General features: G+C 55.1%; 24 protein-coding genes. 1 reads left to right on the top strand and 23 read right to left on the bottom strand.

Going from position 1 to position 24,835, the window contains the following annotated elements; translation table 11 throughout:
- Positions 1–215: 215 nt before the first annotated feature.
- The 19 genes from cpoB to sdhC all read right to left on the bottom strand — a co-directional run bounded on the left by cpoB (position 216) and on the right by sdhC (position 19,367).
- On the bottom strand, positions 216–1,010 hold the full coding sequence (gene cpoB, locus IBT54_RS23545) for a cell division protein CpoB (RefSeq protein WP_033782347.1): 795 nt from the start codon (positions 1,008–1,010) through the stop codon (positions 216–218).
- Between the two features lie 9 nt (positions 1,011–1,019).
- Positions 1,020–1,547, bottom strand: a complete 528-nt coding sequence (gene pal / locus IBT54_RS23540) for a peptidoglycan-associated lipoprotein Pal (RefSeq protein ID WP_003853135.1) — start codon at positions 1,545–1,547, stop codon at positions 1,020–1,022.
- Between the two features lie 51 nt (positions 1,548–1,598).
- Positions 1,599–2,894: a Tol-Pal system beta propeller repeat protein TolB gene (gene tolB, locus IBT54_RS23535; RefSeq protein WP_013357155.1), complete on the bottom strand. Its 1,296-nt coding sequence runs from the start codon at positions 2,892–2,894 to the stop codon at positions 1,599–1,601.
- Positions 2,895–3,009: 115 nt separating this feature from the next.
- The gene (gene tolA, locus IBT54_RS23530; protein WP_013357154.1) at positions 3,010–4,335 is read right to left on the bottom strand and encodes a cell envelope integrity protein TolA; all 1,326 of its coding nucleotides are present in this window, start codon (positions 4,333–4,335) and stop codon (positions 3,010–3,012) included.
- Positions 4,336–4,362: 27 nt separating this feature from the next.
- Positions 4,363–4,791, bottom strand: a complete 429-nt coding sequence (gene tolR / locus IBT54_RS23525; RefSeq protein WP_013357153.1) for a colicin uptake protein TolR — start codon at positions 4,789–4,791, stop codon at positions 4,363–4,365.
- 13 nt (positions 4,792–4,804) lie between these two features.
- Entirely contained in the window at positions 4,805–5,491 is a 687-nt protein-coding gene (tolQ, locus tag IBT54_RS23520; protein ID WP_003853142.1) for a Tol-Pal system protein TolQ, read from the bottom strand.
- On the bottom strand, positions 5,488–5,892 hold the full coding sequence (gene ybgC, locus IBT54_RS23515) for a tol-pal system-associated acyl-CoA thioesterase (protein WP_010260759.1): 405 nt from the start codon (positions 5,890–5,892) through the stop codon (positions 5,488–5,490). Before ybgC ends, tolQ begins: the two co-directional genes overlap by 4 nt.
- A 178-nt stretch (positions 5,893–6,070) precedes the next feature.
- Entirely contained in the window at positions 6,071–6,364 is a 294-nt protein-coding gene (gene ybgE / locus IBT54_RS23510; RefSeq protein WP_013357151.1) for a cyd operon protein YbgE, read from the bottom strand.
- Complete coding sequence (gene cydX, locus IBT54_RS23505; RefSeq protein ID WP_013357150.1) at positions 6,364–6,468, bottom strand: cytochrome bd-I oxidase subunit CydX; 105 nt, start codon at positions 6,466–6,468, stop codon at positions 6,364–6,366. The genes ybgE and cydX overlap by 1 nt, the downstream gene beginning before the upstream one ends.
- A gap of 15 nt (positions 6,469–6,483) precedes the next feature.
- Positions 6,484–7,623 carry a cytochrome d ubiquinol oxidase subunit II gene (gene cydB, locus IBT54_RS23500; RefSeq protein WP_013357149.1) on the bottom strand — a complete coding sequence of 380 codons (1,140 nt, stop codon included), beginning with the start codon at positions 7,621–7,623 and terminating at the stop codon, positions 6,484–6,486.
- A gap of 11 nt (positions 7,624–7,634) precedes the next feature.
- Positions 7,635–9,206 (bottom strand): cytochrome ubiquinol oxidase subunit I, encoded by a 1,572-nt coding sequence (gene cydA / locus IBT54_RS23495; RefSeq protein ID WP_013357148.1) that lies wholly within the window; start codon positions 9,204–9,206, stop codon positions 7,635–7,637.
- A gap of 575 nt (positions 9,207–9,781) precedes the next feature.
- Positions 9,782–10,657: a succinate--CoA ligase subunit alpha gene (gene sucD, locus IBT54_RS23490; protein ID WP_013357147.1), complete on the bottom strand. Its 876-nt coding sequence runs from the start codon at positions 10,655–10,657 to the stop codon at positions 9,782–9,784.
- A complete protein-coding gene (sucC, locus tag IBT54_RS23485) occupies positions 10,657–11,823 on the bottom strand; it encodes an ADP-forming succinate--CoA ligase subunit beta (RefSeq protein ID WP_003853151.1) in 1,167 nt (388 codons plus the stop codon). The genes sucD and sucC overlap by 1 nt, the downstream gene beginning before the upstream one ends.
- Before the next feature lie 67 nt (positions 11,824–11,890).
- On the bottom strand, positions 11,891–13,114 hold the full coding sequence (gene odhB, locus IBT54_RS23480) for a 2-oxoglutarate dehydrogenase complex dihydrolipoyllysine-residue succinyltransferase (protein ID WP_013357146.1): 1,224 nt from the start codon (positions 13,112–13,114) through the stop codon (positions 11,891–11,893).
- 15 nt (positions 13,115–13,129) lie between these two features.
- Positions 13,130–15,937 carry a 2-oxoglutarate dehydrogenase E1 component gene (gene sucA / locus IBT54_RS23475; RefSeq protein WP_033731875.1) on the bottom strand — a complete coding sequence of 936 codons (2,808 nt, stop codon included), beginning with the start codon at positions 15,935–15,937 and terminating at the stop codon, positions 13,130–13,132.
- A 201-nt stretch (positions 15,938–16,138) separates the two neighbouring features.
- Entirely contained in the window at positions 16,139–16,855 is a 717-nt protein-coding gene (locus IBT54_RS23470; RefSeq protein ID WP_201253206.1) for a succinate dehydrogenase iron-sulfur subunit, read from the bottom strand.
- Positions 16,856–16,869: 14 nt separating this feature from the next.
- On the bottom strand, positions 16,870–18,636 hold the full coding sequence (gene sdhA / locus IBT54_RS23465; RefSeq protein WP_095707548.1) for a succinate dehydrogenase flavoprotein subunit: 1,767 nt from the start codon (positions 18,634–18,636) through the stop codon (positions 16,870–16,872).
- Complete coding sequence (gene sdhD / locus IBT54_RS23460) at positions 18,637–18,984, bottom strand: succinate dehydrogenase membrane anchor subunit (protein ID WP_095707549.1); 348 nt, start codon at positions 18,982–18,984, stop codon at positions 18,637–18,639.
- Positions 18,978–19,367 carry a succinate dehydrogenase cytochrome b556 subunit gene (sdhC, locus tag IBT54_RS23455; RefSeq protein WP_033782341.1) on the bottom strand — a complete coding sequence of 130 codons (390 nt, stop codon included), beginning with the start codon at positions 19,365–19,367 and terminating at the stop codon, positions 18,978–18,980. The genes sdhD and sdhC overlap by 7 nt, the downstream gene beginning before the upstream one ends.
- Before the next feature lie 632 nt (positions 19,368–19,999).
- Between sdhC and IBT54_RS23450 the strand changes: the two genes are divergently transcribed.
- A complete protein-coding gene (locus IBT54_RS23450) occupies positions 20,000–21,283 on the top strand; it encodes a citrate synthase (RefSeq protein ID WP_033731874.1) in 1,284 nt (427 codons plus the stop codon).
- Positions 21,284–21,621: 338 nt separating this feature from the next.
- Here IBT54_RS23450 and nei read toward each other — a convergent pair whose 3' ends face one another.
- From nei to IBT54_RS23430, 4 genes are read right to left on the bottom strand one after another with little or no spacing between them, the layout of a single operon-like run.
- On the bottom strand, positions 21,622–22,410 hold the full coding sequence (gene nei / locus IBT54_RS23445) for an endonuclease VIII (protein ID WP_013357140.1): 789 nt from the start codon (positions 22,408–22,410) through the stop codon (positions 21,622–21,624).
- A gap of 11 nt (positions 22,411–22,421) precedes the next feature.
- The gene (gene pcp, locus IBT54_RS23440) at positions 22,422–23,069 is read right to left on the bottom strand and encodes a pyroglutamyl-peptidase I (protein WP_033782339.1); all 648 of its coding nucleotides are present in this window, start codon (positions 23,067–23,069) and stop codon (positions 22,422–22,424) included.
- Between the two features lie 6 nt (positions 23,070–23,075).
- A complete protein-coding gene (locus tag IBT54_RS23435; RefSeq protein WP_201253205.1) occupies positions 23,076–24,092 on the bottom strand; it encodes a DUF979 domain-containing protein in 1,017 nt (338 codons plus the stop codon).
- A complete protein-coding gene (locus IBT54_RS23430) occupies positions 24,092–24,820 on the bottom strand; it encodes a DUF969 domain-containing protein (protein ID WP_033731868.1) in 729 nt (242 codons plus the stop codon). The genes IBT54_RS23435 and IBT54_RS23430 overlap by 1 nt, the downstream gene beginning before the upstream one ends.
- Positions 24,821–24,835 lie beyond the last annotated feature (15 nt).

Genomic DNA, 24,835 nt, shown 5'->3' with positions numbered 1-24,835 from the left:
TGCGACCAATTGATTAAAAGTCAACTGCTCTACCAACTGAGCTAACGACCCATCTTCAGGCTTACCAGACACTTTGCAATGTGTCCCGGCAACGGCGGCATATATTACTGATTTAGCGGGGTAGCGCAACTCTTATTTCTGCTAAATGCTTCAGTTGCTTACCTTTCATACGGCAAGACCAGAAATCACACGATATCTGGTCTGAACCGGACAAATTACAGGCTTGCCAGACGTTTCTGCGCCTGTTTAGCAGATTCGGTGTCTGGATAAAGTTTGATCACCTGCTGGAAGACCGCTTTGGCTTTCGCCGTGTCTTTCTTCTCCTGCATGATGACACCCACTTTCAGCAACGCTTCTGCAGCTTTCGGCGACTTCGGATAGTTCTTCACCACCGTAGCGTAATAATACGCCGCGTCGTCCTTTTTGCCTTTGTTGTAGTTCAGCTGACCCAGCCAGTAATTCGCATTCGGCTGATAGGTCGAATCCGGGTAACGTTTTACCCACGCCTGAAGCGCACTGATCGCCTGGTCATACTGTTTCTTCTCCAGAATCAGCGCCACAGCCGCATTGTAATCGCTGTTAGCGTCACCGGTCTGCGCAGGTGCGCTCTCCGTGGATGCTGCCGCGCCTGCGGTGGCTGCTGCGCCGGTATCTGCTGCGGCATCGCTGCCGGCAGCCTGTTGCCCGCCGCTGCTGCTGGCGCTGCTCAGGCTGTCAATCTGCTGGTAAAGCTGCTTCTGCCGCTCAACCACCTGATTCAACTGATACGAGTTTTGCTGGATTTGCCCACGCAGCGCATCGATATCACGCTGGTTATCGCTCATCTGCTGCTGCAGTTGCTGCATCAGCTGTGCCTGGGCATTAGAGATTCGTTCAAGAGTGGTGACACGGTCTTCGACCGAGCCGGAGCCAACGCTACTGATTGACGCTTGGGCATTAGCGGCCCAGGGGGCCGCTACGCCAATCAGTAACGACAGACTCAACAGATGACGTCTGAAGTTACTAACCATGTGATTCTCTTAGTAGACCAGTACGGCACGACGGTTTTTAGAATACGCTGCTTCGTCATGACCCAGAACGGCTGGCTTCTCTTTACCGTAAGAAACGATAGACATCTGATCAGCCGACACGCCTTTACCCTGCAGGTACATTTTAACGGCGTTAGCACGACGTTCGCCCAGGGCGATGTTGTATTCTGGCGTACCGCGCTCATCCGCATGACCTTCGATGGTCACTTTGTATGATGGGTTGCTGCGCAGGAAGGTCGCGTGCTGATCCAGCATCTGTGCGTAATCAGACTGAACGTCATACTTGTCCAGGCCGAAGTACACGATGTTGTTCTGCTGCAGCTGCTGCATCTGCAGACGAGCCTGCTCGTCAGAAGACATGTTGCCGCCGTTACCGTTCATGCCAGAGTTAGCACCGTAAGCGCCATCAGCGCCCATGCCAGTCTGGTCATTGTTGTTGTTTTTGTGTGAGCTACAAGCCGCTACTGCCAGAACCGGCAGAGCCAGCATCAAACCCTTCAGCACTTTGTTCAGTTGCATTTCAAAAATCCCATTATTGTTTATTGTTTGCGATGTCTGAACTGTCAGACATTACAGATACGGCGACCAGGCAGGAAATTTGACCTGTCCATCAGTTGCCGGAAGACGCGCTTTGAAACGACCGTCGGTTGAAACCAACTGCAGCACGGAACCCATCCCCTGAGTAGAGCTATAGATTACCATTGTGCCGTTTGGTGCCAGGCTCGGCGTTTCATCCAGGAACGTGTCCGTTAACGTTTGAACGGCTCCCGTTTCCAGATCCTGTTTGGCGACGTGTTGAGCACCACCGCTGGTGCTAATCATCACCATAGATTTACCATCTGTTGCGACATCCGCATCCTGGTTCTGACCACCTTCCCAGGTAATACGCTGTGGCGTGCCGCCATTCAGACCAACTTTATAGATCTGAGGGGCACCCGCCTGATCCGAGGTATAAGCCAGCGTCTGGCTGTCCGGGAACCAGGTCGGTTCAGTGCTGTTATAGCGACCATCTGTCACCTGACGCGTCTGACCTGACGCCAGATCCATCACATAGAGGTTCAGGCTGCCGGTTTTAGAGAGCGCGAAAGCGAGCTTAGAGCCATCTGGCGAAAACGCAGGTGCACCGTTATGACGTGGATAAGAGGCGACCTGACGGATAGCACCGTTAGACAGCGTCTGAACCACCAGCGCAGATTTGCCGCTTTCAAAGGTCACGTAGGCAACTTTGCTGCCATCCGGAGACCAGGCTGGCGACATCAGTGGCTGTGGTGAACGATGTACCACGAACTGGTTGTAACCATCGTAGTCAGCCACGCGCAGCTCATACGGGAACTGACCGCCATTGGTCTGCACGACATAGGCGATGCGGGTACGGAAAGCACCTTTAATGCCGGTCAGCTTCTGGAACGTCTCATCACTGGCCGTGTGGGCAGCATAACGCAGCCACTGTTTAGTCACTTTATACGAGTTCTGTGCCAGTACGGTACCTGGCGCACCGCCGGTATCAACCAGCTGGTAAGAAACCTGATAGCTGCCATCCGGGTTAGAAGCGACCTGACCGACGACAACGGCATCAATGCCGAGCGCGCTCCAGGCGGCAGGCTGAACTTCCTGCGCGCTGGCAGGCTGCTGTGGCAGACGCGAGCGGTCCAGTGGATTAAATTTGCCACTGTTACGCAGGTCAGCCGCTACGATGCCGCCGACATCTTCCGGCGCAGCACCCGCACCCGCCCATTTAAACGGCACCACGCCAATCGGGCGCGCAGTGTTGACACCCTGGGTGATCTCAATTCGAACTTCTGCATGCAGCATGGCTGCCCACAGCAGGATAAAAAAGCCTAACGTAACGCGAAGAGCTTGCTTCATTTTATCTCCCTTATCTGAACCTCAGTCCACGATAATTGGCACTGTTCCTGGAAACCACGAGTACAACTTAAGTACGGCAAGCTAAACATAGAACAACTTGCCGCCCGTTACTGCATTATTGCGGTTTAAAACGCATTGGGGCGTTTTTAAACACTTCGTAGACCGCCTGCGAAGGCGGCTTCGGAATGCGTGCCTGTTTAGCGGCAGCAATCGCGGCCTGACAGAGCGCAGGATCGCCACCCTCTGACTTAACATCGATTAACAAGCCATCAGGCGCAAGTTTAATCCGCAAATCACAGGTTTTTCCGCGATACAGATCGGCATCGTAGAATCGGCTCTGAATCGCACTGACAACCTGCCCCATATAGGAGTTGATTTCCGCGCCTGATGCGCCCGCTTTCTTCTGGTTTCCCTGCCCTGCTGCGCCACCGGAAGTGCCGCTTTTCGGTGCATTTTTGCCGGAAGCGAGTCCGCCCAGTAAATCATCGACATCGCTGCCATTGGCGGCATCCGCTGCGGCTTTCGCTTTCGCATCTGCTTTGGCCTTAGCAGCAGCATCCGCTTTTGCTTTGGCTGCCGCATCGGCTTTGGCTTTTGCCGCAGCATCGGCTTTCGCCTTTGCAGCCGCTTCTGCCTTCTCTTTAGCCGCTTCTTTAGCGGCCTCAGCTTTCTCTTTCGCCGCTTCTGCAGCTTTCTCTTTCGCTGCCTCAGCTGCTTTTTCTTTGGCTTCAGCGGCTTTTTCTTTCGCCTCTTCGGCCGCTTTAGCTTTTGCCTCCGCCGCCGCTTTCACTTTGGCTTCGGCTGCCGCTTTTGCATCCGCTTCAGACTTTGCTTTGGCTTCCGCAACAGCTTTCTCTTTTGCGGCGGCCGCCGCGGCGGCTTTCGCCTGCTGATCAGCCTGCTTCTTTGCGTCGGCTGCGGCCTGCTTCGCCTGCTCGGCGGCGGCTTTTGCCTGTGCATCCGCCTGGGCTTTCGCATCCGCTTTCGCTTTGGCTGCCGCCGCTTCAGCGGTTTTTTGTTGCTCCTGAGCCTGTTTAGCAGCATCGATAGCCGCTTTCTGCTGCTCAGCCTGCTGTTTAGCCTCTTCTTTCGCGGTTTCCTGCGCGGCTAAACGCTCTTTCTCCAGCGCTTTCAAACGCTGCTGTTCAGCAGCCTGTTTCTGTTGCAGCTCTTCAGCCTGCTGCTGCGCCTGCTTTTTACGCTGCTGCTCAGCCCGCTGGCTGTCGCTCTGCTGGTTCTGCTGACGATTGTATTGACTCACGACGGCACCCGGATCGACCATCACTGCATCGATATCGCTGCCTCCGCCACCCGCACTGCTGGGGTCAACGTGCTCATTAAACGAGCTCCAAATCAGCAGCGCGATCAGCACGATATGCAGAATCACCGAAATGATTATCGCGCGCTTTAACTTCTCGTTTTGCTCGGTTGCCTTCGACACACTCGGTTCCCAAAAAACGGTTCGATTTTAAATCGGCTGCGTCATCAAACCGACAGATTTAACACCCGCCTGGTGCAGCAGGTTGAGCGCTTTAATAATTTCATCGTAAGGCACCTCTTTCGCGCCCCCGATCAAAAAGACCGTCTTAGGATTCGCTTCCAGTCGACGCTGCGCTTCGCTGATCACCTGCTCAGGCGGGAGTTGGTCCATGCGGTCGTGATCCACGACCAGGCTGTACTGCCCCACGCCCGCGACTTCAACAATTACCGGCGGATTATCATCGCTGGAAACCGTTTTAGAGTCGGTCGCATCAGGCAGATCCACTTCCACGCTCTGGGTAATAATGGGTGCCGTTGCCATGAAGATCAGCAACAGCACCAGCAGGACGTCCAGTAGCGGAACGATGTTGATTTCCGACTTCAGGTCGCGGCTTTTGCGACCACGTACTCTGGCCATCATTAACCTCTATTTACTTAGCGCTATCGCTGGAGAAAGCCTGGCGATGCAGGATGGCAGTGAACTCTTCCATAAAGTTGTCGTAGCCCTGCTCCAGTTTGTTCACGCGCTGGTTCAGACGGTTGTACGCCATAACCGCCGGAATCGCGGCAAACAGACCGATAGCGGTCGCAATCAGTGCTTCAGCGATACCCGGTGCCACCATCTGCAGCGTCGCCTGCTTCACCGCGCCCAGCGCGATAAAGGCGTGCATAATTCCCCAGACGGTACCGAACAGCCCGATGTAAGGACTGATAGAGCCGACGGTGCCGAGGAATGGAATGTGGTTTTCCAGTGCTTCCAGCTCACGGTTCATTGAGATGCGCATAGCACGACTCGCCCCGTCAATGACCGCTTCCGGCGCATGATTATTGGCGCGATGCAGGCGGGCAAATTCTTTGAAGCCGGAATAGAAAATCTGCTCCGAGCCGCCCAGTTCTTCCCGGCGCTCCTGGCTCTCCTGATACAGGCGCGAGAGTTCGATACCGGACCAGAATTTGTCTTCAAACGCCTCCGCTTCTCTTCCCGCCGCATTCAGAATACGTGTGCGCTGAATAATGATGGCCCAGGAGGCAATAGAAAAGCCGATCAAAATCAACATGATAAGTTTGACCAGAAGGCTCGCCTTCAGGAACAAATCAAGAATGTTCATGTCAGTCACTGCTTGAACTCCGCGACAATAGACTTGGGAAGCGCAATCGGCTTCATCAGATGTGGGTTAATGCAGGCAATCAGGACTTCTGCCTCATTGAGCACTTTGCCTTCAGTATTCACGATACGCTGCGTGAACGTCATGGTTGCCCGTGTCATTGAGGTGACCTCACTCTGGATCTCCAGAAGGTCATCAAGACGCGCCGCCGCCAGATAGTCCACCGATATGCGCCGTACCACAAAAGCGATCTGCTGTTCTAACAGCGTCTGCTGATTGAAATGGTGCTGTCGCAACATTTCGGTACGTGCTCGTTCATAAAAAGCGATATAGCTGGCGTGATAAACCACACCACCGGCATCAGTATCTTCGTAGTAGACCCGAACCGGCCAGCGAAACAGCGTTGTACTCACTCTACATCCCGGCCTCGTTTTAAACGTTGCTACTATACGCAAGAGAATTGGGGTTGGGAATGGGTCGCCAGAGCCAGGCGAAAATAATTATCGCTCCGTAACAAACGGAACGATTTCAGAGAGATTTATTGACCAGATGCTGACAAATATTCACTGACAGCGCGGGTAAGGTGGGGGATTAAAGATAAAAACGGTAAAGCGCAATCACTAACGCCAGCAGAGCCGGTAACGGCGTAAACAGCGCCTGCCATCGGGTTTTCCGTGGTCGGAAACCCACACCGTGAATTACGCCGCAGCAGACCGCCCAGATCAGCACCAGCCCCTGCAGAGCAGGAAGCTGGCCCGCCTGATTGGCAAAACGGGTCGGATCCCACATCACGCCGCCCGCCGTCAGCAGCGCCAGCAGCAGTGAAAGGGCCCGTAACGGGCCCTTATCCATCAGATCATAGAGCATCCGAACTGGCGTGCGCATCAGTGAGTCTCATCCTGCGCTTCAACGTGTTCAATCGCCAGCGCGGTCACGATACCAAAGGCACAGGCCAGCAACGTGCCGAGAATCCAGGCAAAATACCACATGCGACATCTCCTTTATTAATAGAGTGAGTGACTGTTGCTTTCAATCTGCTCTTTGGTAATACGGCCAAACATCTTCCAGTAGCACCAGGTGGTGTAAATCAGAATGATTGGGACAAAGATAGCGGCGGCCACGGTCATGGTTTGCAACGTCAGCAGACTGGACGTGGCGTCCCACATGGTCAGGCTGGTCCCAGGTACGGTGCTGGATGGCATGATGAACGGAAACATCGCAATGCCGGCAGTCATGATGACGCAGGCCAGCGTCAGTGATGAGAACAGGAACGCCCAGGCACCCTTTTCAACCCGCGAGCAGAGTACGGTAAGCAGCGGCAGCACCGAACCAAGCAGCGGGAACAGCCACAGTACAGGATGGTTCTGGAAGTTAACCATCCAGGCACCCGCTTCGCGCACGACAGTTTTTCCCAGTGGGTTTGAGGCGGCGAAGTGATCCATTGTGCTGGTCACCACATAACCCTCGATACCGTATTTCACCCAGACACCCGCCAGGATGAAGCAGACCATCATCACCAGCGCGGCAAGTTGTGCAGCGGTACGCGAACGCAGATGCAGTTCGCCAGTGGTGCGCATCTGCAGGTAGGTTGCGCCCTGTGCCAGAATCATCGCCACACTGACCACACCCGCCAGCAGGCCAAACGGATTCAGCAGCTGGAAGAAGTTGCCGGTATAGAACAGGCGCAGATACGCATCGGCATGGAACGGCACGCCCTGCAACAGGTTGCCAAAGGCCACGCCAATCACCAGCGGTGGCACGAAGCTCCCAATGAAAATGCCCCAGTCCCAGGCACCGCGCCAGCGGTTATCTTCAATCTTCGAGCGGTAATCGAAACCGACCGGACGGAAGAAGAGTGATGCGAGCACCAGAATCATCGCCACATAGAAGCCGGAGAAGGCCGCCGCGTAGACCATTGGCCAGGCAGCAAATAACGCGCCACCCGCGGTGATCAGCCAGACCTGGTTACCGTCCCAGTGCGGGGCGATACTGTTAATCATGATGCGACGTTCAGTATCGGTGCGGCCCAGAATGCGTGTCAGCATGCCGACGCCCATATCAAAACCATCTGCGACAGCAAAGCCAATCAGCAGCACGCCAATCAGCAGCCACCAGACAAAGCGCAGAACTTCATAATCAAACATGGTCGCTCTCCTTATCCCTGAACCGGCTGAGTAGTTGCCGTAATCTGCTCATGGTGATATCGCCCGGTTTTCAGGCTGCTCGGCCCAAGGCGGGCGAATTTGAACATCAGGTACATCTCTGCCACCAGGAACAGCGTGTAAAGTCCGCAGATCAGGATCATTGAGAACAGCAGATCGCCAACAGTCAGCGAGGAGTTGGCCACTGCGGTCGGCAGGATTTCACCGATAGCCCAGGGCTGACGACCATACTCGGCTACGAACCAGCCTGACTCGACGGCAATCCAGGGTAACGGAATACCAAACAGCGCCGCTTTCAGTAACCAGCGATTTTTGCCCACGCGATTGCGTATTACGCTCCAGAAAGAGAGCGTGATAATGGCCAGCAGCAGTACGCCACACAGCACCATAATGCGGAATGCGAAATAGAGCGGCGCTACGCGCGGGATAGAGTCCTGCGTCGCCTGTTTGATCTGCGCTTCGGTCGCATCCGCCACATTGTCGGTATAGCGCTTCAGCAGCAGACCATAACCGAGATCCTGCTTGTGACTGTTGAACGCGTCACGTACTGCGGGATCCTGACTGCCGCTGCGCAGTTCATTCAGCAACGTGTAGGCTTTCATGCCGTTGCGGATGCGCACTTCATGCTGAGCCATCAGATCTTTCAGGCCGGTGACCGGCTTATCGATGGATCGGGTCGCGATCAGGCCCAGCAGCCACGGGATCTGCACGGCATACCGGTTCTCCTGCGTTGCCTGATCGGGCAGGCCAAACAGCGTAAATGAGGCTGGTGCCGGCTGGGTTTCCCACTCCGCTTCGATAGCGGCCAGCTTGGTTTTCTGCACGTCGCCCATTTCATAGCCTGACTCATCGCCCAGCAGAATGACGGAGAGGACCGCCGCCATGCCAAAGCTGGCCGCAATAGCGAACGAGCGTTTAGCAAAAGCAAGGTCGCGCCCTTTCAGCATGTACCACGCGCTGATGCCCAGAATGAACATCGCACCGGTGGTGTAACCGGCCGCAACGGTGTGAACGAATTTCACCTGCGCCACCGGGTTCAGTACCAGCTCTGAGAAGCTGACCATCTCCATGCGCATGGTTTCGAAGTTGAATTCAGAGGCGATGGGGTTCTGCATCCAGCCGTTAGCAACCAGAATCCACAGCGCGGACATGTTCGAGCCCAGCGCCACCAGCCAGGTCACCGCCATGTGCTGCACTTTACCCAGCCGATCCCAGCCAAAAAAGAACAGGCCGACAAAGGTCGATTCCAGGAAGAACGCCATCAGACCCTCAATGGCGAGCGGCGCGCCGAAGATATCGCCGACGTAGTGAGAGTAATATGACCAGTTTGTCCCGAACTGAAATTCCATGGTCAGGCCGGTGGCGACACCCAGCGCAAAGTTAATACCAAATAACTTGCCCCAGAACTTCGTCATATCTTTATAAATTTGTTTACCGCTCAGGACATAGACCGTCTCCATGATCGCCAGCAAAAACGCCATACCCAGCGTTAAAGGGACGAACAGAAAATGGTACATCGCTGTTAAGGCAAACTGTAACCGCGACAGTTCGACGATATCTAACATAAGGACTCCTTGCTCCTCGCTTTGTCTCCGTCACGCGCGCGATCAGAACGAACGTAATCAGAGTCAGGAACGACTGTTTATTGATTCCAGTTTTTTTATGACCAGCAGAACAGATTTGTGAGCTGCCCGAACAGGCGAGTAGCGAATAAAGCAGCTCTGAAAATTGTCAATCCGCGCTTTCATTAACGCGTGCTTTAACAGGAGGAAAGCGGGTGTCATCCCGGGCTGAGCAGACGTTTGAAAATTTGTGTAAAAGGCTGGATTGATGCAGCGCAATTTACGCTCTTAGCGTTGCGCTTTGCCAGCGATATAGTTGGATATAAATCGCGATTAATTGATCTGGATTAACGCAATAAGTTTCCAGATAGAGCCAGGTGGGTTTCTTGTTAATGAGATGTCATTAATGAAATAAGGCGTGGAAAAATAGTTTACCTTTGCCACTTTTTATTAACGTAACTAATACCTGCGTGGTTATCTGACCACGCCCTCTTTTCTTTAGATGTCTGGGTGATGTCTGTGTGTTACCGGCATAAAAAAAGCCACCCGGAGGTGGCTTAGTCTCAGATGACGACGACTTATTTTGCCGGTAATACGGCTTTAACTGCGTCACCGATGTCAGCCAGGCTGCGAACGGTTTTCACGCCTGCGGCTTCCAGTGCAGCAAATTTCTCATCTGCTGTACCTTTACCACCGGCAATGATGGCGCCCGCATGGCCCATGCGCTTGCCTTTCGGCGCGGTGACGCCAGCAATGTAGCCTACAACCGGCTTGGTCACGTGCTCTTTGATGAAGGCTGCGGCTTCTTCTTCTGCGCTGCCACCGATTTCACCGATCATCACGATCGCTTCAGTCTGTGGATCATCCTGGAACATTTTCAGGATGTCGATGAAGTTAGAGCCAGGGATCGGGTCACCACCGATGCCGACGCAGGTTGACTGGCCGTAGCCGATGTCAGTGGTCTGCTTAACTGCTTCATAGGTCAGGGTGCCTGAACGGGATACGATACCGACACGGCCCGGCTGGTGAATGTGGCCTGGCATGATGCCGATCTTACATTCACCTGGGGTGATTACGCCCGGACAGTTTGGACCGATCATCCGCACGCCCGCTTCATCCAGCTTCACTTTCACAGTCAGCATATCCAGCGTCGGGATACCTTCGGTGATGGTGATGATCAGCTTGATGCCCGCTTCGATCGCTTCCAGGATGCCATCTTTACAGAAAGGTGCCGGAACGTAGATCACGGTGGCAGTTGCGCCGGTCGCTTCTACCGCTTCGCGTACGGTGTTGAACACCGGCAGGCCGAGATGCGTCGTGCCGCCTTTGCCTGGCGTCACGCCGCCAACCAGCTGAGTACCGTAAGCCAGCGCCTGCTCAGAATGGAAAGTCCCCTGGCCACCGGTGAAACCCTGGCAAATGACTTTGGTGTTTTTGTCGATCAGAATGGACATTATTTACCCTCCGCGGCAGCAACAACACGCTGTGCGGCGTCTGTCAGGCTGGTTGCTGCAATGATGTTCAGACCGCTGTCCGCCAGTTTCTGTGCGCCCAGCTCGGCGTTGTTACCTTCCAGACGTACCACCACTGGCACGTTAACACCCACTTCAGCGACTGCGCCGATGATGCCGTCGGCAATCAGGTCACAGCGTACGATACCGCCGAAGATGTTAACGAAGACGGCTTTAACCGCATCGTCAGACAGGATGATTTTGAAGGCTTCGGTCACGCGCTCTTTAGTTGCGCCGCCGCCGACATCAAGGAAGTTGGCTGGCTGACCGCCGTGGTGCTTAACGATGTCCATGGTGCCCATCGCCAGACCTGCGCCGTTAACCATACAACCGATGTTGCCTTCCAGCGCAACATAGTTCAGTTCCCACTGTGTCGCATGCGCTTCACGTGGGTCTTCCTGGCTTGGATCGCGCATTTCGCGCAGCTCTGGCTGGCGGAACAGGGCATTGCCATCGGCGCCCAGTTTGCCATCCAGGCAGATCAGATCGCCCTGCTTAGTGATGACCAGCGGGTTGATCTCAACCATCGCCAGATCGCGCTCCAGGAACAGCGTTGCCAGACCCATGAAGATCTTGGTGAACTGACCAACCAGCTTACCGGTCAGGCCCAGTTTGAATGCCAGCTCGCGGCCCTGATAAGGCTGCGGACCGGTCAGTGGATCCAGCGCCATTTTGTGGATCAGGTGCGGGGTCTCTTCCGCCACTTTTTCAATTTCCACGCCACCTTCGGTTGAGGCCATGAAAATCACGCGACGCGTTGCGCGATCGACCACAGCGCCCAGGTAGAGCTCCTGATCGATGTCGGTTGCCGCTTCAACCAGAATCTGGTTTACCGGCTGGCCGTTTGCGTCTGTCTGATAGGTCACCAGACGTTTGCCCAGCCAGTTTTCAGCAAATGCGCGGATCTCTTCTTTGCTGTTAACCACTTTCACACCGCCCGCTTTACCGCGGCCACCGGCATGAACCTGACATTTAACTACCCACGGGCCTGCGCCAATTTTAGAGGCTGCTTCTTCCGCTTCACGTGGTGTAGTACAGGCGTAACCCGTTGGTGCCGGCATGCCATACCGTGCAAACAGTTGTTTCGCCTGGTATTCGTGTAAGTTCATGATGTTCTATCCATTCAGGTCTGAAAAGAGTATTGAGGTTGGGCGCGCGAGGCGCGCCCGGTGAAAATCAGACATCCAGCAGCAGACGCGCCGGATCTTCCAGCATCTCTTTCACTGCAACCAGATAACCCACTGATTCACGGCCATCGATCAGACGGTGGTCATAGGAGAGCGCCAGGTACATCATTGGCAGCACCACAACCTGACCATTGACCGCCATCGGGCGATCTTTGATAGCGTGCATGCCCAGGATGGCGCTCTGCGGTGGGTTGATGATCGGGGTGGACATCAGGGAACCAAAGACGCCGCCATTAGTAATGGTGAAGTTACCGCCGGTCAGATCGTCTACTGTCAGCTTGCCGTCACGGCCTTTCACTGCCAGCTCTTTGATTTTCTTCTCAATGTCCGCCATGCTCAGCGCATCAACGTCACGCAGAACCGGTGTCACCAGACCGCGTGGCGTAGAGACCGCGATGCTGACGTCGAAGTAGTTGTGGTAAACCACATCTTCGCCATCGATGGAGGCATTCACTTCCGGGTAACGTTTCAGTGCTTCAACAACCGCTTTGATGTAGAAGGACATAAAGCCCAGACGGACACCGTGACGCTTCTCGAAGGCCTCACCATACTGCTTGCGCAGATCCATGATGGGCTTCATGTTGATTTCGTTGAAGGTGGTCAGCATCGCAGTGCTGTTTTTCGCTTCCAGCAGACGCTCGGCAACACGCTTACGCAGACGGGTCATCGGCACGCGTTTTTCGCTGCGATTCGCCACAGGCTGCTGCACGGCTGCAGTTTCTGCCGCAGGTGCGGCGGCTTTGCCGGTCTGCGGTTTGTTGGCCAGATGTTTTTCAACATCTTCACGGGTCAGACGTCCGCCCACACCGCTGCCTTTGATCTGCGAAGCATCAAGGTTGTGCTCGGCAATCAGACGGCGGATGGCCGGGCTGAGCGCATCGTTGCTCTCTTCTTCCAGTGACGCAGTCTGACGCTGAGCCGGGGTAGACTCTTTGCTTTCAGACTTCGCGCTGGTCTCTTTACCGGCGCTGTTGCCCTCTTTCAGACGACCCAGAATCTGGCGTGAAGTGACGGTGGCGCCCTCTTCTTCCAGAACCGCTTCCAGAATACCGTCAGCAGAGGCTGGCACTTCCAGCACCACTTTGTCGGTTTCGATTTCGACCAGCACTTCATCGCGAGTCACTGCATCGCCTGGTTTTTTGTGCCAGGTTGCCACGGAGGCATCGGCAACCGATTCAGGCAGGTCGGGAACGAGAATATCTACGCTACTCATTATCTTTCCTTTTAATTAATTAACGTTCAGCGCGTCATTAACCAGGTCTTGCTGCTGTTGTTGGTGTACGGACATGTAACCCACGGCCGGTGAGGCGGAGGCCGGGCGGCCTGCATAACGTAAGGTCGCACCAAACGGCACAACTTCACGGAAATGATGCTGGCTGCAGTACCAGGCGCCCTGATTCAGCGGCTCTTCCTGACACCAGACAAAATCCTGTACGTGAGAATACGCTTTTAATGCTTCCTGAACCGCGTGATGCGGGAACGGATAGAGCTGCTCGATACGGACAATCGCCACATCGGTCTGCTCATTTTTACGACGCTGCTCAAGCAGGTCGTAATAGACTTTACCGGAGCACAGCACGACGCGTTTCACGCCCTGCGCATCCAGATTATCCACTTCGCCAATCGCCGGCTGGAAGCTGCCGTTAGCCAGTTCATCCAGCGTGGAGATCGCCAGCGGATGACGCAGCAGCGATTTCGGCGACATCACAATCAGCGGACGGCGCATACCGCGCAGCGCCTGACGACGCAGCATATGGTAAACCTGCGCAGGCGTTGACGGTACGCAGACCTGCATGTTCTGCTCAGCGCAGAGTTGCAGATAACGCTCCAGACGCGCAGACGAGTGCTCTGGCCCCTGACCTTCATAGCCGTGCGGCAGCAGCATGACCAGGCCACACATACGGCCCCATTTCTGCTCACCGGAGCTGATGAACTGGTCGATAACAACCTGTGCACCGTTGGCGAAGTCACCAAACTGCGCTTCCCAGATGGTCAGGATGCGTGGCTCAGCAGTGGCGTAGCCATATTCAAAGGCCAGTACCGCCTCTTCTGACAGCACGGAGTCCCAGACTTTGAACTGGCCCTGACCGCTGTGCACATGGTGCAGAGGGGTATAGGTTGAGCCGTTTGCCTGGTTATGAACCACCGCGTGACGGTGGAAGAAGGTGCCGCGACCGGTATCTTCACCCGACAGACGCACCGGAATGCCTTCATCAACCAGCGTGGCGTAGGCCAGGTTTTCCGCGCCGCCCCAGTCAAAGGCTTTCTCGCCTTCAGCCATCAGACGACGGTCGTTATAAATCTTGGCAACACGCGACTGCACCTCAACCTCTTCAGGTACCTGGCTGATACGCAGCGCCAGTTCCTTCAGACGTTTCATGTCGACCTGGGCCGGGTAAGGCTCATCCCACTCATGGTTCAGGTAAGGTGACCAGGTAAAGGAGTGCAGGCTCATCGGACGCCATTCTGGTACTACGCACTCGCCCGCATCCAGCGCATCACGGTAAAGATTGACCATTTCGGTCGCATCTTCCTGCGTGGCAACGGCTTCACCTTCCAGACGGTCGGCGTAAATTTTACGCGGCGTCGGGTGCTTTTTGATTTTCTGGTACATCAGCGGCTGAGTCGCACTTGGCTCATCGGCCTCGTTGTGACCATGACGGCGATAGCAGACCAGATCGATAAACACATCACGCTTAAAGGTGTTGCGATAGTCGAGCGCCAGACGGGTCACAAAAGCGACTGCTTCCGGGTCATCCGCGTTGACGTGGAAAATCGGTGCCAGCACCATTTTGCCGATATCGGTGCAGTAAGGGGTTGAACGCGCATCTTTCGGGTTGGACGTCGTAAAACCAACCTGGTTGTTGATGACGATGCGAACAGTACCGCCCACTTCATAACCGCGTGCCTGTGACATGTTCAGGGTTTCCTGAACCACGCCCTGGCCAATCACCGCCGCGTCACCATGAATGGTGATCGGCAGGACTTTGTTGCTCGCAGGCTCATCCAGACGATCCAGACGGGCACGTACGGAACCCATAACGACCGGGCTGACGATCTCCAGGTGTGACGGGTTAAACGCCAGCGCCAGGTGAACCAGGCCGCCTTCGGTTTCTACGTCAGAAGAGAAGCCCATGTGGTACTTCACGTCACCGGTGCCAAGATGCTCTTTATGCTTACCGGCGAACTCGTCGAACAGATCCTGTGGCTTTTTACCCAGCACGTTGATCAGCACATTGAGACGACCACGGTGCGCCATGCCCAGCACGACTTCACGGGTGCCGCTCTTGCCGGCGTGACGGATCATTTCGCGCAGCATGGGCACCAGCGCATCGCCGCCTTCCAGCGAGAAGCGTTTGGCACCCGGGAATTTCGCCCCGAGATATTTTTCCAGTCCTTCTGCCGCGGTCAGCTCTTTCAGGAAACCTTTTTTCTCTTCGTTGCTGAACGCTGCACGGCCCGCCACAGACTCAAGACGCTGCTGGATCCAGCGCTTCTCATCCGTGTTGTTGATGTGCATATATTCCGCACCGATTGAGCCACAGTACGTCTGCGTCAGCGCGTCGAAGAGATCGGCCAGCTTCATGGTCTCTTTACCGATGGCAAAAGAGCCTACGTTAAAGCTTTCCTGAAAATCGGCCTCGGTCAGGTCATGAAAAGCGGGATCAAGATCGGCGACCCGATCCTGTTTCCACAGGCCAAGCGGATCGAGATTGGCGTGCTGATGACCGCGAAAACGAAACGCGTTGATCAGCTGCAGCACTTTCACTTGCTTGGAGTTGGTTTCCGGATCGGAGACAGATGAGGTGTAACGAGATGCGTCTTTCGCCAGGCGACGGAAGTACTCACGTGTGGTGGAGTGAAACTGCTCAGGTTTCATTCCGGTGCCCGGTAACTGTTGGAACATCGAGCGCCACACTGCATCGACAGAGTCAGGATCGGTCAGGAAATCCTCATAGAGCTGCTCTATGTAAGACTGATTCGCGCCGGCCAGCCAGGAAGAGTCCAGCCAGGGCTTCATCGCGCTGTTCTGCATTGTGATCCCTTAAGCATTGCTATGCTTTTTTGAGGTTTCATTTGTTGCCGCTTTCGCGGTTTGCCGTAGTGAGTTCAGCGATACGAGCACTTTGCGCAGCGCGCGTGGCCCGTAAGGGAACCTTTGTAAACGTGGTCATCACCGCGCTTACAGAGGCTTCCGTTAAAACACCGGGAACCTGAGGTTCCCGGCAGAAACGACTTATGCGCCGCGCTGCAGCAGCATCGACTTGATATGGCCGATGGCGCGCGTCGGGTTCAGCCCTTTCGGACAGACACTCACACAGTTCATGATGCTATGGCAGCGGAATACGCTGAAAGCGTCATTCAGATTGTCGAGACGCGCATCCGTTTCAGTGTCGCGGCTGTCAATCAGGAAACGGTATGCCGCAAGCAGGCCGGCAGGACCGATGAACTTCTCAGGATTCCACCAGAATGATGGGCATGAGGTTGAGCAGCAGGCACAGAGAATACACTCGTACAGGCCATCCAGGTGCTCGCGCTCATCCGGTGACTGCAGATGCTCACGTGCTGGCGGATTTTCCCCATTATTCAACAGGAAAGGCTTAATTTTCTCATACTGCGCATAAAACTGGCTCATGTCTACGACCAGGTCACGCACAACCGGTAAACCTGGCAATGGACGGATAACGATTTTCTGTTTGCCGTTGCCCAAGGCCGAGACCGGCGTAATGCAGGCCAGTCCGTTTTTACCGTTCATGTTGAGGCCATCAGAGCCGCAGACGCCTTCACGACAGGAGCGACGAAACGCCAGCGTCGGATCTTTCTCTTTCAGGCGAATCAGCGCGTCCAGCAGCATCATGTCGCGACCATCTTCCGATTCCAGGGTGTAATCATGCATGCGCGGCTTGTCATCGACGTCCGGATTGTAGCGATAAATTGAAAACTCGAGTCTCATGATCGTCTCCGAAATTAGTAGGTACGCACTTTCGGCGGGAACGCCGCGCGCAGTTTCGGCTGCATGTTCACCTCACGGCGCGTCATGCTTTCGGTTTCCGGGACATAAAGACTGTGGCACAGCCAGTTTTCATCATCACGATCCGGGAAGTCGAAGCGACTGTGCGCACCGCGGCTCTCGGTGCGATAGTTAGCCGCTACCGCCGTGGCAAAGGCGGTCTCCATCAGGTTATCCAGCTCCAGACACTCAATACGCTGGGTGTTGAAATCCGGTGAGCGGTCATCCAGACGCGCTGATTTCAGACGCTGGCGAATCTCTTTCAGCTCTTCCAGACCCTGCGCCATCGCGTCGCCTTCGCGGAATACAGAGAAGTTGTTCTGCATGCAGCGTTGCAACGCTTTACGAATCTCAACCGGATCTTCACCGGTGGTGTTGTTTTCCCAGCGGTTGAAGCGCGCCATCGCCACGGCAATTTCATCTTCCGTGGCGTCACGCAGTTCGCCCTGCTCCTGAATGCTCTCCAGCAGGTGCAGGCCCGCAGCGCGGCCAAAGACCACCAGGTCGAGCAGTGAGTTGCCGCCCAGACGGTTGGCGCCGTGTACCGATACGCAGGCAATTTCGCCGACAGCGAACAGGCCAGGAATCACTACATCTTCACCCTGCTCATTCACACGCAGTGCCTGACCGGTCACTTTGGTCGGAATACCGCCCATCATATAGTGGCAGGTCGGAATGACCGGGATAGGTTCTTTGATCGGATCGGCGTGAGCAAAGGTGCGTGACAGCTCGAGAATGCCAGGCAGACGTGACTCAAGCACCTCTTTACCCAGGTGATCCAGTTTCAGCTTAAGATGTGGACCCCATGGGCCATCACAGCCGCGACCTTCACGGATTTCAATCATCATTGAGCGCGCAACCACGTCGCGGCCCGCCAGATCTTTAGCGTTTGGCGCATAACGCTCCATGAAGCGTTCGCCATGTTTGTTCAGCAGATAGCCGCCTTCACCACGGCAGCCCTCGGTGACCAGCACGCCCGCACCGGCGATACCGGTTGGGTGGAACTGCCACATCTCCATATCCTGCACCGGCACGCCCGCACGCAGTGCCATACCCACGCCGTCGCCGGTGTTGATATGTGCATTGGTGGTGGACTGATAGATACGGCCCGCGCCGCCGGTGGCCAGAATGGTCGCTTTCGCTTTGAAATAAACGGTTTCGCCGGTTTCGATACAGATAGCGGTACAACCGACTACCGCGCCATCGGCGTTTTTCACCAGATCCAATGCATACCACTCAGAGAAGATGGTGGTTTTGTTTTTCAGGTTCTGCTGATAAAGGGTATGCAACAGGGCGTGGCCTGTACGGTCTGCAGCAGCAGCGGTACGTGCCGCCTGCTCGCCGCCGAAGTTCTTCGACTGACCACCAAACGGACGCTGATAGACACGACCATCTTCCAGACGCGAGAACGGCAGGCCCATGTGCTCCAGTTCCAGAATCGCTTCCGGGCCGGTTTTACACATATATTCAATCGCGTCCTGGTCACCGATGTAGTCGGAACCTTTGACGGTGTCGTACATATGCCATTCCCAGTTATCTTCATGGGTATTACCCAGCGCAACGGTAATACCGCCCTGCGCAGATACGGTGTGGGAACGGGTCGGGAAAACTTTCGACAACAGGGCACAGCTCTGGCCGGCCTGGGAGATTTGCAGTGCGGCCCGCATTCCTGCGCCACCTGCGCCGATCACCACGGCATCAAACTCTCTGATTGGCAAACTCATTTACACACCCCACACCACAACAAATCCATAAATCGCATACCACAGCAGCGCCACGACAATCACAAACTGCAACAACAGGCGCGCTGGCAGTGATTTAACGTAGTCTGTTAACACCTGCCACATGCCGATCCAGCCGTGAATCAGAATGGAGAACAGCGTCAGCAGCGTGAACACTTTAGTGAATGCCGAAGCGAAGAAGCCACGCCACAGGTCATAAGTCAGCGTGTCTGTCATCACAACGAAACCGAGGATGTAGACGATGTAGAGCGTAATGAGAATTGCAGTTGCCCGCAGCAGCAGCCAGTCCTGAATGCCGTTGCGACCCAATGCGGATGCATTGCTTACCATACGAGAACTCCCGCCAGAATTGCCAGCACGACAGTGATCACAAAAGTCATATGAGCAGAACGCTTGCCCACTTCCAGCGTTTCAGCCAGATAACCAAAATCCATCAACATATGACGAATCCCGCTCACCGCGTGATAGGCCAGCGCGGTTAAGATGCCCCACATAATGAACTTCGCGAAGAAGCCATCCATGATGGATGCAGCGTGCTGGAAACCTTCAGGAGAAGAGAGAGAGAGACCGAGCAGCCACAGCAGGATGCCAATGGCAACCAGGGTGATTACGCCGGAGACGCGGTGAAGAATGGACGATATTGCAGTAACGGGAAACCGGATCGTCGAGAGATCCAAGTTGACAGGTCTTTGTTTTTTCACGGTTTTGCCCACACAGCTCTTTTTTATTTTGCTTCCTCCGGACCTGAGGCGGAGTCTAATCACAACGTGTGGCAGACTTAACCGTCACCAAAAAAGCAACATCCAGTGTTAATTGACGCGGTAGTAAACGCTGGGTGGCTCCTGGTGTCAGGGTGTTCCGGAGACCTGCCAGGAGTATAGGAGGATCACATTCTGATTACAATTCCCCTACAAACTCTTTGGTATATTTTAGGTGGAACAGTGATCCTACTCACGATTTTCACAATTGATACAATTTTAATTATCTGATTTGACAATAGTTCAACAATTCAGTTACAAACTAAGCCTGTAAATTCCTATGATGCACAAAAGTTATGGGGATACACTTTCCCCTAAGCGCAAGTTATGTAACATTGCGAATATGAGCTTTAAAAAGCATCAGGTTATTGGTTACCAAGAAGTTATGTCCTGACCGGATCTTTAACAACCGCGATATGCAGCATGTCCATGGCTCACCGGTTCCCGCTGGGAACGCGCCGCTCACTCTGTACCCTGCACCCGCTTTATACCCGCAGAGTGATACTGTGTAGTTTTGCCAACCGCAACATGAACGCGTTTCAGGTGTCTAAAGATCCTTACCTACATAAGGCGCTATGGAGACGAAAATGACAGATAAAAAAGTAACGCTAACCCTGCAAGATGGAACATCTATTGAACTGGACGTACTGAAAGGTACGCTGGGCCAGGATGTGGTTGATGTCCGCGCTCTGGGTTCAAGTGGCCTGTTCACCTTCGATCCCGGTTTTACATCTACGGCGTCCTGCGAATCTGCCATCACCTTTATTGATGGTGATGAAGGCATCCTGCTGCACCGTGGTTTCCCGATTTCTCAGCTGGCGACCCACTCTAACTATCTGGAAGTCTGCTATATCCTGCTGAACGGTGAAGCGCCAGATCAGAAACAGTTTGATGAGTTCCGTACCACCGTTACCCGTCACACCATGATTCATGAGCAGATTACCCGCCTGTTCCATGGCTTCCGTCGTGACTCACATCCGATGGCGGTAATGTGCGGTGTGACCGGTGCACTGGCTGCGTTTTACCACGATTCACTGGATGTAAACATTGAGCGCCACCGCGAAATCGCGGCATTCCGTCTGCTCTCTAAGATGCCGACCATGGCAGCGATGTGTTACAAATATTCAATCGGCCAGCCGTTTGTTTATCCGCGCAATGACCTCTCTTACGCCGGTAACTTCCTGCACATGATGTTCGCCACGCCGTGCGAAGAGTACAAAGTGAACCCGGTGCTGGAACGCGCCATGGACCGTATCCTGATTTTGCATGCTGACCATGAGCAGAACGCCTCAACCTCTACCGTACGTACCGCCGGTTCAAGCGGCGCGAACCCGTTTGCCTGTATCGCCGCAGGGATCGCCTCTCTGTGGGGACCGGCGCACGGCGGTGCCAACGAAGCGACCCTGCGTATGCTGGAAGAGATCAGCACCGTTGAGCACATCCCGGAATTTGTTAAACGCGCCAAAGACAAGAATGACTCCTTCCGTCTGATGGGCTTTGGTCACCGCGTTTATAAAAACTATGACCCACGTGCAACCGTGATGCGCGATACCTGCCATGAAGTATTGAATGAGCTGGGTATGAAGGATGATCTGCTGGAAGTGGCGATGGAGCTGGAACACATTGCGCTGAACGACCCGTACTTCATCGAGCGTAAACTCTATCCAAACGTGGACTTCTACTCCGGTATCATTCTGAAAGCGATGGGTATTCCTTCGTCCATGTTTACGGTGATCTTCGCGATGGCCCGTACGGTTGGCTGGATTGCCCACTGGAAAGAGATGCACGACGAAGGCATGAAGATTGCCCGTCCGCGTCAGCTCTACACCGGTTATACCGAGCGCGAATTCAGCTCACAGCTGAAGAAGTAAGATTTGATGGATGGCGGAGAGGGATCTCCGCTCAGCCAGTTGATAAGCCTGCATATGGGTGAAGCTGGCCGCAACGAATAAGTTCAACGCGCAGGAAACACGGTCAGAAGAGGAAAGCGTCCCGTGCCAGGGACAAAAACGCCGGGAGCGTTTTTGAACAACGCAAAGCGTTGGCCCGGCAACGGGCGCATCTCAGGGATGAGGTGCGTAATCGCGCGGGCCGAGCATGTCATGGATGACGGCTTTTGCGTCTTTCCGATCTGACCGTGTTACCTGAGCAGGCTCGGTCTTACAGCTGGTTGTTTCTACCCTCACCCGCTTTTAACTTCATGCCCTTTCTATCCCTGACAACCCGGACACCAGTAAAAAGGCCGTGATGAAAGCGTGCCTTTCTCAATCACCGTGCCACAACGCCGGCATTTTTTGCCCTGCCGATGAAACACCTCAAACTGAAACGCCGCTTCCTCATGATATTTCTTCATGGTTCCCCGCATCCGATAGGCATGACGCGGCACCGACAGTAGCGCCTCGCTGAAAGCCGTCAGCTGATCGTCACTGAGATCCTGGGCCCGATGATTGGGCAGCAGTTGCGCCAGCCAGAGAATCTCGGCGCGCAGGTAATTCCCCAGCCCGGCCAGAAAAGCCTGATCCAGCAGCAGACCACTAAACTGTCGCCGCCGGAACCGGGGCGACAGCAGCCGCTCTTTCACCTCTTCAACGTTAAGCTGGCTGTTCAGCACATCCGGTCCGATGCGGGTCAGAAACGGATGCGCCGCCAGCGTATCTGCGTTGAGCAGTTCAATATCCGAGGCGCTGTAAAGCAGAATCGCTTTGCCTGCCGTCGCCAGCCGCACCCGCAACTGACGTGTGGTATTCAGTTCAGTATCGGGTTTCACGATGCGCCAGACACCATAAAGCTGGTTATGGCTGTAGAGCGTCAGGCCATTGCTGAAATGTGTCAGCAGCGCTTTGCCCCGCGTCTCAATCGCCTGCACCTGCTCACCAATCAGTGAGGGTTCGTAAGTCTTGAGTTGAGGAAACGCGAACCACGCCTCCGTTAACGGCTGCCCCACAATGGCGGCTTCAAGCTTATCCGCCACGCGGCGAATTTCCGGTCCTTCAGGCATCGTTCTTCCTCTTAATGGGTGGCGCCGCCAGCCTGTTTGATATCGTCGCCGGTCTCCAGCGTCACTTTTACCGCAATCTCCAGCGCCTGAATGATGGTCGCCACCGCCATGCTGGGTGCCCCCGGATGCTGCGCAGCCTGTTCAGGCAGATAGGGAATATGAATAAAGCCACCGCGCGCCGGGCTTTTCTGCTGCTCCAGCCAGTGCAGCAGGCCATACATCACCCGGTTACAGGTGAAGGTGCCAGCGGTTTGTGAGACCGATGCGGGGATCCCCGCTTCACGCACTGCGGCCACAATCGCTTTGATGGGCAGCCGGGAAAAATAGGCTGCCGGGCCGCCCGCGACAATCCGTTCATCCACCGGCTGGTTTCCCGCGTTGTCCGGGATGCGGGCGTCATCAACATTAATACCGATACGTTCTACGGTAATGTCGCTGCGGCCGCCCGCCTGCCCTACCGACAGCACTGCATCCGGTTTCACCTCATCCAGTGCCCGGTTCAGCACGTTCAGCACCTCACTGAACACCACCGGCAGCTGGCGGATGACTATCGTCGCCCCGCCAATCTGTTTGCCTTCCAGCGCGCGTACCGCTTCCCAGGAGGGATTAATCGTTTCACCGCCAAAGGGTTCAAAAGCGGTCATCAGGACAGTTTTCATGCAGCCTCACAGGAACATCAGGAAATAGAGCAGGAAAATGTTAACGATTAACAGTAGCACACCAGTCGGAATCTGAGCTTTGATGACAGCGTTACGATCGGGCAGCTCCAGCAGCAGCGCCGGAACAATATTGAAGTTGGCCGCCATCGGCGTCATCAGCGTGCCGCAGTAGCCGGAGAACATACCAATCGCCGCCATTACTGCCGGATTTCCGCCGTGCTGCAACACCAGAATCGGAATGCCGACGCCTGCAGTGATAATCGGAAATGCCGCAAAGGCGTTACCCATGATCATGGTTAACAGCGCCATCCCGACGGCATAGACCGTTACCGCAATAAACCGGTTATCCACCGCCAGCCAGGTTTCGGTCAGATGCGAAATGGCACTGCCCACGCCCGCGCTGGTAAACAGCAGTCCGAGAGTGGCGAGGATTTGTGGCAGGATAAAGGCCCAGCCAATCGAATCCAGCAGGCGACGGGTCTCCTGCATCGACTGCACCGGTTTTTCATGGGTCAGCTTCAACGCCACCAGCCAGCCAATGACACAGCCGACCATCATTGAAAAAAGTGTCACCAGCGTGGCGTGATTGCCGGGACCGAACACCGCTTCCTGCAGACCGGGAATATGGTTAAACGCCAGCACACCGACCACGGTCACGACCGGAATCGCCAGCGCAGGCAGAAACAGTTTGTTGCGCAGACGCAGCGCACTGGCCTGCTTCTCTTCATCACTGCGCTGATGATAACGACCCAGCCGGACACCACCCAGACCGGCAATCAGCGCCATTACCACCACAATGACACCGATGGTGATGTGCAGCATTCGGGTGCCCATCGCGTCCGAGCCCATCAGACTGCTCATCATCTGCGTCGTCCAGTCACCCACCAGAAACACCAGGCCATACAAGGCCCAGAACAGTCCGGTAGTAAAGCGGCGTGGGTTCGCACTGTCACGCCACGAGAGGATAGCCACCACCAGCAGGATAATGCCCGCCAGCCACATCAGATATTGTTGCTGGAACATTACTGACCTCCTTTGGCTTTCAGCGCCTGGTTGTTCAGCAGCTGCAGCTCACGCGCCAGCTGACGATCGAGTCGCACCAGACGTGCCGAGTGGATCAGGAAGGCGGCTATAGCAGTCGGAATGCCCCATAACGCAATGTGCAGCGGTTCGGTCTGAATCCCGGCCGACTCCTGCATGAAGTTGTGCATAAAGATAATCGCGCCAAATGCCACGAAGATATCTTCACCAAAGAAGAGGCCGACGTTGTCGGTGGCTGCTGACATGGCACGCAGCTTATGACGCAGTTCAGGTGTGATTTCGCCGTAGCGGTTTTCCGTTGCGCCCTCTGCCATCGGGGCCAGCAACGGACGCACCATCTGTGGATGCCCGCCTAGACTGGTTAACCCTAGCGCCGCAGTGATTTCACGTACAAACAGGTAGACGATCAGCAGACGTCCGGCGGTGGCGGTTTTGATCTGAGCAATCCACGCCTGCGCCCGCTCCTTCAGCCCGTGACGCTCCAGCAGCCCAATGACCGCCAGCGGCAGCAGCAGAATCAGTGGCAGGTTACGGGTATTCAGAAAACCCGCGCCGAGCTTTTCCAGAATGTCCGCCAGCGGCATCATCGCCGCCAGACCGGTCACAAAGCCGGCGACAATCACCACCAGCACCGGATTAAAACGTAATACGAAGCCGACGACGATCGCGGCAATGCCCAGTAAAGGCCAGAGATTCACTGCACTTTCCATGGATTTCCCCCAGAG

The organism is Pantoea sp. S62 (assembly GCF_016658625.1).
GTDB classification, from domain to species: Bacteria; Pseudomonadota; Gammaproteobacteria; order Enterobacterales; family Enterobacteriaceae; genus Pantoea; species Pantoea vagans.
This window is presented reverse-complemented; position numbering and strand designations above follow the sequence as displayed.